The sequence below is a fragment of the Paraburkholderia silviterrae genome, assembly GCF_004353915.1.
GTDB lineage: Bacteria > Pseudomonadota > Gammaproteobacteria > Burkholderiales > Burkholderiaceae > Paraburkholderia > Paraburkholderia silviterrae.
Map to the genome: position 1 here is coordinate 15,062 of NZ_SMRP01000049.1, position 12,595 is coordinate 27,656.

General features: G+C 61.5%; 9 protein-coding genes. 2 read left to right on the forward strand and 7 right to left on the reverse strand.

Annotation, left to right across the window (positions count from 1 at the left end; genetic code table 11):
- The first annotated feature begins 5 nt into the window (after positions 1 to 5).
- Both EYW47_RS38675 and EYW47_RS38680 read left to right on the forward strand, forming a co-directional pair.
- Positions 6 to 2,360, forward strand: coding sequence for a M23 family metallopeptidase (locus EYW47_RS38675; RefSeq protein ID WP_240764111.1), 2,355 nt, complete (start codon positions 6 to 8; stop codon positions 2,358 to 2,360).
- Between the two features lie 25 nt (positions 2,361 to 2,385).
- Positions 2,386 to 3,105: a hypothetical protein gene (locus EYW47_RS38680; RefSeq protein WP_133200080.1), complete on the forward strand. Its 720-nt coding sequence runs from the start codon at positions 2,386 to 2,388 to the stop codon at positions 3,103 to 3,105.
- Between the two features lie 219 nt (positions 3,106 to 3,324).
- Here EYW47_RS38680 and fdhA read toward each other — a convergent pair whose 3' ends face one another.
- The 7 genes from fdhA to EYW47_RS38715 all read right to left on the reverse strand — a co-directional run bounded on the left by fdhA (position 3,325) and on the right by EYW47_RS38715 (position 11,832).
- Positions 3,325 to 4,521 (reverse strand): formaldehyde dehydrogenase, glutathione-independent, encoded by a 1,197-nt coding sequence (fdhA, locus tag EYW47_RS38685; RefSeq protein ID WP_028223770.1) that lies wholly within the window; start codon positions 4,519 to 4,521, stop codon positions 3,325 to 3,327.
- 168 nt (positions 4,522 to 4,689) lie between these two features.
- Positions 4,690 to 5,139, reverse strand: coding sequence for a dihydroneopterin aldolase (locus EYW47_RS38690; protein ID WP_133200081.1), 450 nt, complete (start codon positions 5,137 to 5,139; stop codon positions 4,690 to 4,692).
- Complete coding sequence (locus tag EYW47_RS38695; RefSeq protein ID WP_133200082.1) at positions 5,136 to 5,771, reverse strand: sarcosine oxidase subunit gamma; 636 nt, start codon at positions 5,769 to 5,771, stop codon at positions 5,136 to 5,138. The genes EYW47_RS38690 and EYW47_RS38695 overlap by 4 nt, the downstream gene beginning before the upstream one ends.
- Positions 5,761 to 8,769, reverse strand: coding sequence for a sarcosine oxidase subunit alpha family protein (locus tag EYW47_RS38700; protein ID WP_133200083.1), 3,009 nt, complete (start codon positions 8,767 to 8,769; stop codon positions 5,761 to 5,763). The genes EYW47_RS38695 and EYW47_RS38700 overlap by 11 nt, the downstream gene beginning before the upstream one ends.
- On the reverse strand, positions 8,766 to 9,137 hold the full coding sequence (locus EYW47_RS38705; protein ID WP_133200084.1) for a sarcosine oxidase subunit delta: 372 nt from the start codon (positions 9,135 to 9,137) through the stop codon (positions 8,766 to 8,768). Before EYW47_RS38705 ends, EYW47_RS38700 begins: the two co-directional genes overlap by 4 nt.
- A gap of 27 nt (positions 9,138 to 9,164) precedes the next feature.
- On the reverse strand, positions 9,165 to 10,409 hold the full coding sequence (locus EYW47_RS38710) for a sarcosine oxidase subunit beta family protein (RefSeq protein WP_133200085.1): 1,245 nt from the start codon (positions 10,407 to 10,409) through the stop codon (positions 9,165 to 9,167).
- A 37-nt stretch (positions 10,410 to 10,446) separates the two neighbouring features.
- Positions 10,447 to 11,832 carry an L-serine ammonia-lyase gene (locus tag EYW47_RS38715; protein ID WP_133200086.1) on the reverse strand — a complete coding sequence of 462 codons (1,386 nt, stop codon included), beginning with the start codon at positions 11,830 to 11,832 and terminating at the stop codon, positions 10,447 to 10,449.
- Positions 11,833 to 12,595: the final 763 nt, after the last annotated feature.

Below are 12,595 nucleotides of genomic sequence, written 5' to 3' on the forward strand. Positions count from 1 at the left end.
ACGCCATGGTTATCAGCCCTCCCTTTCTGCCTCCGTCGGGCCTGACTTCGAGCGATGCGTCGAAGCCTGATCCAATGATGGACGCCGTCGACCGGTTCGAACTCGCCCACGGCGTTTACCCGGTCGCGTTCGATCGGCGCTGGCATTGCGGCGTTCATCTGTCGCCCGACATGCACGGCGCGGTCCATGCGATCGCCGACGGCGACGTCGTCGCGTACCGTGTCTGCCAGCATGCAATCGGTTCCGGAGCCAGCCATGCAGGCTTCGTGCTGCTCAGACATGCGACAGACACGGGTGACGGGCGCAAGCTGACGTTCTATTCGCTCTACATGCATCTGCTGCCGCTCGCGGAATACCACACGTTCGGGTACGACGGGAGGGGGCTGCCTGATTTCCTGCACAAGCCTACCGGTCAGGTGGCACAGGGGCAGGTAACGCCCGCTGCAGCCGGCGGCGGCCACAAGGTGCGCCGCAAGGACATCATCGGTTATCTCGGGCGCTACCAGGGTCTTGTGTACCTGCACTGCGAAGTCTTCATGATGCCGGGCGATTTCGATGCGTACTTCGGCCATACGCAGCTTGGCAATACCTCGCCGAGTACGCCGGCGACGCTGGATTACTGGGGGCATACCTACTACACGATTCCAGCGGGGCAACAGTTCTTCGCGCTGCCGCCAGGAACGGACGCGCACAACAAACTGCATGGGATCAAGTTCGAGGTGGGCCAGACCGGTACGAACGCACAGCCGCTTGTCGTCGAGACGTACTTCAGCAAAGGGGCAAAGTACACCAATGTGTGGAGCGTCGCGGCGGACGGTTCGCGCACGTTGCTGACGGATCAGCCAGTGGCCGAGGCCGATTACGAATACGATCTTTACAAGCGTGCGACGGCGCTTTACGGCACCTGTCCAAGCGATGGCTACGAGATGCTGCGCTTCGGGCGAATACTCTCAACGCCCGCGATCCTCTCAGCGGCAGCCTCTGCGACATGGATACAGGTAACCTACGCTGCGGGGCAGCAAGGCTATATCAATATTAGCAACGCAGCAATCAAGAAGCTGTCCGACGCGGATTTCCCGTCGTTCATGGGCTGGCAAAAGGTCAGTGAGGGCAATACGCCTTTCAGCAGCGATGGGTTGTGCGATATCGACGCGCTCAGGAAACTCGTCAAGGATGCTGCGGACAGCGAACGACCCACGGTCTCGACGGCAACGACAGAGGTTCAGAAGGCGGACACACTTTCGAGTTACGTCAGGGGCCATGATGGCGTACGCCAGGCGCTGCGGGGCTTCATCTGCCACGCCCCCAGCGAGTGGGACAGTACGGGCAACGCGACGCGTTACGCGAGGCTGCTCGACGAGGGCGGCTTCTATCACGGCAACGAGCAGGGCTACAACAAGTTCCTAAACTACCTCAAGGAGATCCAGTTCTGGGACGTGACCGGTTTGCCGCCGGGGGAGAAGCTCTGGTTTTTTCATCCGCTTGCGTTTATTCGGCACTTCAGGAGATGCGGGTGGCTGAGCTTGAAGGAACTAGCGACGACGCTACCACGGCATTCCTCGCTCAATGCAGGCGGGAACATTTCATGGAGCGAAGCAAAGCGCCGATGGCAAAGTGGTAGTCAGACCGCCGGCTTTATGCCACCCAAAATAGGCATTGAGGTAAATCGCATGTGGAGAAAATATGGGTTTTCGACAACGCGACGACAAACACACTTTCTGGCACAGGTATTTAAGGAAACCAGTGCGTTACGCTCGACCGTGGAAGGCGGCGACGACCGCTACTTTCGCACCATGTACGAGGTTTTGACTTCGCAAGAGGCCGGACAGGATTTTGATCATAAACATCAGTGGCTTCAGTCAATGGGTTTTCTGCGAGGGCGAGATCGAAGCACCTATATTGCTCAGCGTCCGGGCGAAGTCGCACAGAAGGCGCAGGGCATGGGAAACATCGTTCCGGGTGACGGGCCGCGATTTCGCGGCCGAGGGCTAATACATCTTACTGGGCGCAATAGCTATAACCAGTATGGAATTTTTCGGGTAGCAAATTTCACCGTAGATACCAATCCCAATCAACTTTCTGACAATGCCGAAACTGTCGCTGATTCTGCTGGATATTTCTGGGTAAGCAAGATCATGCAGTCACCGAATACAGGCGCATTACGCAGCGGAATGAACATTCATCGTCGCGCAGACGTGGGCACGGGAGATGCCAACGTTGCAGCGATCACTACGCCTGTGAACGGTGGCAGCACTGGCCTTGCAGAGCGAAAGGAATTTTTTAAATATATCTATTTTGTATTGGGTGATGAGCCAACACCATTGATGGCGGCCAGCTCATTCTATCAAAATGAAGATTAAATCTTCCCATTGAAACTCACAATTTATGATTTTTGTGAACATCAAATTTTGTCAAATAAAATCATTAAGAACGCAAGCCAATCTCATTGTTCTCTCGATTATTTTATCCGTGACTTGCGATATCGCGACGGCTTTTACAGATGGCGCAAATCAAAATACGTCGACCAGCAACACCACTGGTAATTGCGGTGCAACCATCGTATTTCCTGACGACTTTTCAGACGGAAGGAATATGAGCTTCCCAAAATGCAGTCAATCATACGAAACTTCCGATGGCGCGGTGCTTTCTCTCGCACCGAACGACTCAAGCCCTCATGGCGCGAACTGGCTTGAGCAAATTCCGATGCTCCATATAAGGAGTGTTGGAATTAATGACTTGATAAATCAGAACTCCACTGGGATCTTCATGAGCATCTCGCGAAAGATAAAAATAGCTCCTGCACCGACAGAATGCCATTTAAAAACTACCGCGAGGCTTTCCGTCATTGCTGGCCCCAACTGGCATGGATGGCTGATCGAGGACAGCTATCAAATTATTTCCCGCATATCCCCATCGCCAGAATACTGTGAGCGCTATTCTGAAAAAAATAGATGCATTCGTCTGGCAATTGGAAATTCAAAAGTAAGCGCCACGATGGCACAATATTGCCTTACTCGAGACCCGAAAGAATTTGACTTTGATGGGGGATTAAGCTATGACGTCTTTTATAGAATTATCAAAACAATTAAATTTACAGATGAATAAAAATATCCCTCACAAGATGCTATGACCATGACCTTACTGCTTCGGATCGCACAAACGTCTATCAGACACGATCTATCAGGAAATCACTGGCCTATAAAACCGGGAACTCCGGACTTCTCGCGTTGCCGTAAGCAAGTATTGAAAAAATTTCGAAAGTGGGCAGCCCACACGCGGGCTGCCCACTTTCGTTAAACACCTTGGTGTTCTACACAAACACCATCACGCGGCCAACAACCCATGCGGATCGATCACAAACTTCCGCGGCGCGCCGCCATCGAATTTCTTATAGCCTTCAGGCGCATCATCAAGCGAAATCACCGAAACATTAACGATCTTCGCAATCGGCAAACGATCAAACAGAATCGCCTGCATCAAATTCCGGTTGTACTTGAGCACGGGCGTCTGCCCGGTATGGAACGTATGCGACTTCGCCCAGCCCAGGCCAAAGCGGATGCTCAAGCTACCATGCTGCGCAGCAATGTCCTTCGCACCCGGATCGTCGGTCACATAAAGCCCCGGAATACCGATCATGCCCGCAGGGCGCGTGATTTCCATGAGCGAGTTGAGCACCGTGGCCGGCGCCTCTTCCGAATGCCCCGAAGCACCATGCCCATGCGCCTCGAAGCCCACGCAGTCAACCGCGCAATCGATCTCCGGCTTGCCGAGGATCTGGGCGATCTGCTCGCCAAGCGAGGCGTCCTTGGAGAGATCCACAACTTCGAACCCCATCGCCTTCGCATGCGCGAGACGCTCCGCGTTCATGTCGCCGACGATCGTGCATGCCGCGCCGAGCAGGCGCGCCGAAGCGGCCGCCGCCATGCCCACGGGACCCGCGCCAGCGATATACACCGTCGAGCCCGGCTTGACGCCCGCCGTCACCGCGCCGTGATAGCCGGTGGGCAGAATATCGGAAAGGCAAGTCAAGTCGCGGATCTTCGACATCGCCTGATCCTTGTCCGGGAACTTCAGCAGATTGAAATCGGCATACGGCACGAGCACGTACTCGGCCTGGCCACCAATCCAGCCACCCATGTCGACATAGCCATACGCGCCGCCCGCGCGCGACGGATTCACGGTCAGGCACACGCCCGTGTGCTGCTCGCGGCACATCGCGCAACGCCCGCACGCAACATTGAACGGCACCGACACCAGATCGCCGATCTTCAGCGTCTCGACATCCTTGCCAATCTCGACCACTTCACCCGTGATCTCGTGACCGAGCACGAGACCGACCGGCGCCGTGGTGCGGCCGCGCACCATATGCTGGTCGGAGCCGCAGATATTCGTGCTGACCACCTTGAGAATCACGCCATGGCCGATCGCGCGCCCGCTCGGATCGACCATCTTCGGATAGTCGATCTTCTGCACTTCGACCTTGCCCGGACCTTGATACACGACGCCTCGATTGCTCATCACCTTGTCTCCTTCTAGTGAGTTGGCACTGCGCTACGCCTGCAAAGCCGCGCACGCAGCGATATCTGGAGCGTAGCCCGCCGCACGTACCCCGCGATGTGCAAAAGCCGACGCGCGCTTGCACGGCGCCGACATCGGCTGGGTCAATCATGCGATGCGCAGCGCTACGCGCTATGAACGTCCTGTCGCGCTCCACTGCAAATAATCGGCGCGCGTCCATTCGAGCGACACGCCAATGCGCCGCGTGCCCGGCCGGATCTTCGGCTTGTGCACTTCGATCGTGAGCGAGTCCAGCGCGGGCCACTCGCGAAACGAGAGCGCCGCGATATCGGCCACCAGTGTTTCCAGCAGCCGCGTATGCGGCTTCTTCGCGAGAAACTCGGCAATGCGCGCGCAATAATTCTCGTAGTCGATCCAGTCGCTCTCTTCTTTCGGCATCGAGCGGTAGCCGAGCTGCGCATCGATCACGAGCGGCTGCGGCTGCCCGTGCTCATGCGGATGAATGCCGATGCGCGCGGGCACGCTCAAGCCCTCGACGAACACGCTCCAGCCGCGCCCGCGCGCGGGCGGCGCGTCAAGCGCCACCAACGCCGGATCGAACGTTCCGTCGACGATCTTCATGATGCGAGCGACGCGGCGGCGTCGAGCATGATGCGGCAGAAGTAGTCGGCAAAGCTGCGGCGCACGACGATCTCGAAGCGGTCTTCGCCGGTGGGGATCAGCACGATCGAGGCCTTGAAGAAGACGCTCTGCGCGCATTGCCCCTCTTTGAACAGGCGCGGATGCAAATCGAGCGGGCAGCCGCGCGAAAGCAGCTCGCGCGTGCGCGCGCCGTCGATCTCCACCAACGTGTAGCCGCTGCCCACGTCCACTGCTGCTGCGTACGCCTCGCCGAATGCGGGGGCGAGCTTCGCTTCGAGCTCGCCCGCCTGAACGGCCGCGTTAGAGCGCACGAGCCATTCGTCGGGACCGAGCCACAGCACGTCGTAGCCGTTGCCGCGCGCGATCGTGTTGGGCTGCGCGGGCGGCTGGCAGCCGACCACCTGGGCGAACGCGTCGACGAAAGCGGGATCGCTCAGGTCGCCGCGCACGTTCACGAGATCGCGGAACGGCAGCTCGCGCATGGCGAACGCCTTCGGCGCGCGGCCCTCCTGGGCCTTGAGCAATCCGGCCACGCTGACGAAAGGCGACTCGAGCCGCACCGCTACCGTACGCTCCGCAAGGGGCGCCGTATCCATCGTTTCATTCAACATGCTGACGCACCCCTTCAGTGTCATAGAAAATCGGGCTGGCAATCTTCGCCTTCACGCGCCGGCCATCGGCCATCGAGATGGAGACGTATTCGCCGGTCTTGTTGTGACCGCCCTTCACGACCGCCAGTGCGATCGAGCGGTCGAGAATCGGGCTGTAATAGCTCGACGTCACGTGGCCGATCATCGGCGTGGTGCCGTCCGCCTTCTGCTGCGCATTCACGTCGACGATCTGGCCGCCTTCGGGCAGCACGAACTTCGCGTCGTCGGTTAGCAGTCCGACGAACTGCTTGCGCCCGTCCTTCGCGGTGTCCGAACGCTTGAGCGAGCGGCGTCCGAGGAAGTCCTTGGTCTGCGAAACCAGCCCGCCCATGCCCAGATCGAACGGCGTGACCGAGCCGTCGGTGTCCTGGCCGACGATGATGTAGCCCTTCTCCGCACGCAGCACGTGCATCGTTTCCGTGCCGTACGGCGTGATGTTGAACTCGGCGCCCGCGGCCATCAGCGCTTCCCACACGGCGCGGCCCGCGTTGGCCGGCACATTCACTTCGTAGGCCAGCTCGCCCGAGAAGCTGATGCGCATGACGCGCGACTTCACGCCCGCCACCGTGCCGTTGCGATACGACATGAACGGGAACGCGGCGTTGTCGAAATCGATGTCCTTGCACACCTTCTGCAGGACCTTGCGGCTCTTCGGACCCACCACGGCGAAGGTCGCCCAGTGGTCGGTCACGGAGGCGAGGCGCACCTTCATGTCGGGCCACTCGGTCTGCAGCCAGCGCTCGAGCCACGTGAGCACGCGCGCGGCGCCGCCCGTCGTCGTGGTCATCATGTAGTGCTGCGCTCCGAGGCGCACGGTCACGCCGTCGTCGAACACCATGCCGTTCTCGTCGAGCATCAGGCCATAGCGGCACTTGCCCACTTCGAGCTTGAGCCACGGATTCGTGTAGACCCAGTTCAGCAGCTTCGCGGCGTCCGGCCCCTGAATGTCGATCTTGCCGAGCGTCGAGGCGTCGAGAATACCCACGCCATTGCGCACCGCGAGACATTCGCGCTTCAAGGCCGCGTGCATGTCTTCGCCATTCTTCGGGTAGTACCAGGGGCGCTTCCAGTTGCCCACGTCCTCGAACAGTGCGCCGTGCTGCTCGTGCCATTCATGAATGCAGGTCTTGCGGATCGGGTCGAGGAAATCGCCCAGCTCGCGGCCCGCCACGGTGCCGAACGTCACGGGCGTGTAGTTCGGGCGGAACGTGGTCGTGCCGGTTTCGGGAATCGTCTTGCCGAGCGCATCCGCGAGGATCGCCATGCCATTGATGTTGCCGAGCTTGCCCTGGTCGGTGCCGAAGCCCATGGCCGTGTAGCGCTTGACGTGCTCGACCGATTCGAAGCCTTCGCGCGCCGCGAGCAGAATGTCCGATGAGGCCACGTCGTTCTGGAAGTCGACGAACTGCTTCGGGCCACGCGGCGCGGCCTTGCGGCTGCCCACGAGCCACAGCGGCTGCAACGGCGTTTCGGCGACCTCGGCGGCCTTCGGCACTTGCGGGCGCGTCGCCGCAAAGCCGAGCGACTTCGTTGCATCGATGCCTGCATCGACCGCCTGGGTGAGGCCGCGCGCGAGGCTGAATTCGCCCACCGCCGCGCCCACGCTCACTTCCTGCTGCACGCGCTTGCCCGGCATGAAGCAGGCCTTCGCATCGTTCCAGTGCGCCTTGCCGCCCGATTGCGCGAACAGGTGCAGCACGGGGCTGAAGCCGCCCGACATCGCTACCAGATCGCAAGGCAGGTCTGCCTGCTTCGCGCCGGTCTGGCCGTTCGTATACGCGACCACCTCGACCGAGCTCACGCGCAGCTTGCCGCGTGCGGCCATGATGGCCGCGTTGTTCATGATCTTCACGCCCTGGCGGCGCGCCGCGTCCTGCAATGCGCCTTTGCCCTGCGCACGCGAATCGACCACCGTCACGTTCGCGCCGCAGGCCTTCAGGTCGAGCGCGCAGCGATAGCCGGCGTCGTTGTTCGCGAACACCACGGCATTGCGGCCCGGCAGCACGCCATAGCGGTGGATATAGGTCGACACCGCCGATGCCATCATGATGCCCGGCAGGTCGTTATTGCCGAACACGATCGGCCGCTCGTGCGCGCCGGTCGCGAGAATCACGCGCTTTGCGCGGATCTTCCAGAGCAGTTCGCGCGAGCCCTTGCGCGTCGAGACCGGCAGATGCTCGGTCAGGCGCTGCGTGACGGTCACGAGATTGTGATCCTGATAGCCGAAGGCCGTGCTGCGCGAGAGGATCTTCACGTCCGGCATGGCCGCGAGTTCCGCCTCGATCTTTTCGACCCACTGGATCGCGGGGCGGCCGTCGACTTCCGTCTTGCACGAAAGGAGGCTGCCGCCCAGTTCGCGCTGATCGTCGACGAGAATCACGCGCGCGCCGGCGAGGCCCGCCGTGTGCGCGGCCAGGAGGCCCGTGGGGCCACCGCCGATCACCAGCACGTCGCAATGCGCGAAGCACTTGTCGTAGCGGTCGCCATCGCGCACTTCGGGCGCCTTGCCCAGGCCAGCGGCCTCGCGAATCTTCTCTTCATACTTCGGCCACCATTTGCGCGGCCACATGAAGGTCTTGTAGTAGAAGCCCGCGGGCAGGAAGCGCGAGAACTTCTGGTTCACCGCCATGCGGTCGTGCTCGAGGCTCGGCTCAGCATTCACGCTGGTCGCGACGAGCCCCTGATAGAGCTCGATTTCGGTGGCGCGCGCGTTCGGCACGGTGTAGGCACCGCGCTCGAGCTGCACCACGGCATTCGGCTCGGCCACATCGGCCGTCACGATGCCGCGCGGGCGGTGGTACTTGAAGCTGCGCGCGACGAAGTGCACGTCGTTGGCGAGCAGCGCCGAGGCGAGCGTGTCGCCCTGATAGCCCTGGTAAGTGCGCCCGTTGAACGTGAAAGTCAGCGGAATCGCGCGGTTGATGCGCCCGCCGGCGCCGAGTCGGTTCTTCTGGCTCATCGCTGCTTGCTCCCTTGCGTGCTCTTTTGCGTCCCGTTTTGCGTGCCGCTTTGTGCGCCGTGCTGTGCGCCGTGTTGTGCCCTGGCCTGTGCGTTCACCGGCGCATTGGCCTTGCCAAACGTTTCGTAGCCCTGAATCTCGTAGGTGACGGTGTCGCGCGTGGCCATGAACCAGCGGCGGCAGCCCTGCGTGTGCAGCCACTGCTCCTTGTGCACGCCGCGCGGGTTATCGCGCATGAACAGGTACTCGCCCCATTCCCGGTCGCTCAGCGCGTCGGTGTCGAGCGGGCGCGCGATTTCCGCTTCGCCTCCGCAGGTGAATTCGATTTCGGCGCGCGGCCCGCACCATGGGCATTCGATCAGCAACATGTGGTGTTCTCCTATGGCGGTGCGTAATCAGTGGGCCACGGCAGCCGCGCCGTGCTCGTCGATCAGATGGCCGCTGTAGAAGCGGTCCAGCGCGAACGGCGCATTGAGCGGATGCGGCTCGTCATTTGCGATGGTGTGCGCGAACACCCAGCCCGAGCCCGGCGTCGCCTTGAAGCCGCCGGTGCCCCAGCCGCAGTTGAAATAGAGGCCCTTCACATCGGTCTTGCTGATGATCGGGCAGGCGTCGGGCGAGACGTCGACGATGCCGCCCCACTGGCGATTCATGCGCACGCGCGAGAACACCGGGAACATTTCGACGATGGCCTGCAGCGTGCCTTCGATGATGTGGTAGCTGCCGCGCTGGCCGAAACCCGTGTACTGGTCGACGCCCGCGCCGATCACGAGGTCGCCCTTGTCGGACTGGCTGATATACGCGTGCACCGCGTTCGACATGATGACCGAGTTGACCACCGGCTTGATCGGCTCCGAAACCAGCGCCTGCAGCGGATGGCTTTCGATCGGCAGGCGCACGCCGGCCATGTCGGCGAGCGTCGTGGTGTTGCCGGCCGCCACCACGGCCACCTTCTTGGCCTTGATGAAGCCCTTCACGGTATCCACGCCGGTCACGCGGCCGCCGTCGCGGCGGATGCCCGTTACCTGGCAATTCTGAATGATGTCCACGCCGTGGCGGTCCGCGCCACGCGCGAAGCCCCAGGCCACCGCGTCGTGGCGCGCCACACCGGCGCGGCGCTGAATGGACGCGCCCAGCACCGGATAGCGGCTGTTCAGGTTGATCGTCGGCTCGATCTCCTTGATCTGCTCGGGCGTGAGGAATTCGGCGTCCACGCCGTTCAGGCGGTTCGCGTTCACGCGGCGCTCGGTGTCGCGCACATCCTGCAGCGTATGCGCGAGGTTCATCACGCCGCGCTGGCTGAACATCACGTTGTAGTTGAGGTCCTGCGAGAGCCCTTCCCAGAGCTTCATCGCCTTCTCGTAGAGCGCCGCCGACTCGTCCCACAGATAGTTCGAGCGCACGATGGTGGTGTTGCGCGCCGTGTTGCCGCCGCCGATCCAGCCCTTCTCCAGAATCGCGACATTCTTCACGCCGTGCTCTTTCGCGAGGTAATACGCGGTGGCGAGACCATGCCCGCCGCCGCCGACGATCACCACGTCGTACTCCTTCTTCGGCTCCGGGCTCCTCCACTGCCGCTCCCAGTTCTCGTGATACGACAACCCGTTGCGGAACAGACTGAATATCGAATAGCGGCTCATCTTGCGGACCCCTTGCTCGTTACCTTGCTCATTTCGATTAGCATTCGATGACGTTCACGGCCAGACCGCCGCGCGACGTCTCCTTGTATTTCGTTTTCATGTCAGCGCCGGTCTCGCGCATCGTCTTGATGACGTTGTCGAGCGTGACGTAGTGCTGACCGTCGCCCTTGAGCGCCATGCGCGAGGCGTTGAGCGCCTTGATCGCGCCCATGGCGTTGCGCTCGATGCACGGAATCTGCACCAGACCGCCCACCGGATCGCAGGTCATGCCCAGGTTGTGCTCCATGCCGATCTCGGCGGCATTCTCCACCTGGGTGGGCGTGCCGCCCATCACAGCCGCTAGCGCCGCCGCCGCCATCGAGCAGGCCACGCCCACCTCGCCCTGGCAGCCCACTTCGGCACCGGAGATCGAGGCCGTTTCCTTATAGATGATGCCGATGGCCGCCGCCGTGAGCAGGAACTCGACAATGCCCTTCTCGTTCGCGCCCGGCACGAACTTCACGTAGTAGTGAAGCACTGCGGGAATCACACCGGCTGCGCCATTGGTAGGCGCCGTGACCACACGGCCGCCCGCGGCGTTTTCCTCGTTCACGGCCATCGCGTAGAGGTTGACCCAGTCGAGCATCGAAAGCGGGTCGCGCAGCGACTCTTCGGAGCGCGAGCGCAGGTGCACCGAGAGATCCGCGGCGCGGCGCTTGACCGCCATCGGGCCTGGCAGCTCGCCGTGCATCTTGCAGCCGCGCTCGACACAGGCGGCCATTGCGCGCCAGATGCCAAGTAGTCCTTCGCGTACCTCTTCGGGCGTGCGCGTGGCGCACTCGTTGGCGAGAGTCACTTCCGCGATCGAGAGACCGCTTTCCTTGCACACGCGCAGCAGGTCGTCGCCGGTGCGAAACGGATACGGCATCTCGCGGCCGCTGCGCACGCCGTTCACGCGATCGCCCTCGCGGTTCACGACGAAGCCGCCGCCCACCGAGTAATACTCTTTTTCGACCAGCAACTGGCCGTTCTCGTCGAAGGCCTGAAAACGCATGCCGTTGGAATGCAGCGTGTTCGCGCCACCCAGGGTCTTGCGATAGAAGCCGATGCCTTCCTTCTCGTCGAAGCGGATCGACTGCTTGCCGAGCAGCACGAGCGTTTTTTCCGCGCGGATGGCGGCAAGGCGCGGCTCAATGCGGTCGGGATCGATCGTGTCGGGCAGGTTGCCTTCGAGACCGAGCAGCACGGCCTTGTCGGTGCCGTGGCCCTTGCCCGTCGCGCCGAGCGAGCCATAGAGCTCGATCTTCACTCGGCGCACGAAGGCGAGCAGATTGGCGTCCTCGATATGGGACACGAAGCGGCAAGCGGCGACCATCGGGCCGACCGTATGCGAGCTCGATGGACCGATCCCAATCTTGAACAGGTCGAAGACGCTGACGTTCATCTGACTTCCCTCACCTGGGTTTACCTGGGGTTACGTGTGGAATGGGGCGGAATTGCATGGCTGACGTTAGACGCTAGTAGAGCAAATAGGCACAGGCACCCGATAGAACAAAACCGCCATTGGTGTTGGATGGCCCCGCCAGTGGGGCTTTCAGGTGGATTGGAATTGCGGTTTGGAGATGGTTTGCGGCGTAAAAACGCAAGTTGAGGTGGGGGCGCCTGGCGGCGCTTTTGGGGCGGTTGCTGCGCTGCAGCGTTAGTAGGGGGCGGCCTTGGCGGCCTCGGTGTCCTTGGCTGGTTGGCCTTTCCTTGTTTTCATGTCGGTATATTAGCGTTGCCCCTGTGCGGGGCGGCACCTACTTTTCTTTGCAGCCGCAAAGAAAAGTAGGCAAAAGAAAGCGGCTCAAACCGCCAGTGTGACGCAGTCCACCACTGCCCTCTAATCGGAGCGGCTCCGGAGCATCCGTCTCCCCGCACACTCCGCCTTAGTGACAAGGGGCTCATCCTTCCCGCCACGCGCTACGCGCGGGCGGAACGGTCTGCAAGGAAAACCGGGCGGGCTGCCTGAGAATGCGGGGGGTTCTTCCGGGGGAATACGTTGGAGTCCTATGAATACACGTATATCCCACTGGTTTTGGTTATGCCCCACGGCGCGCGGAGCGCCGCGGGATGGATGAGTCCTTTGTCACTTCGGGTGACGACGCGTGGTGACAGACGCCCCGGAGCCACTCCGATTAAAGGTTAGTGGTCCACTGCGTCACACT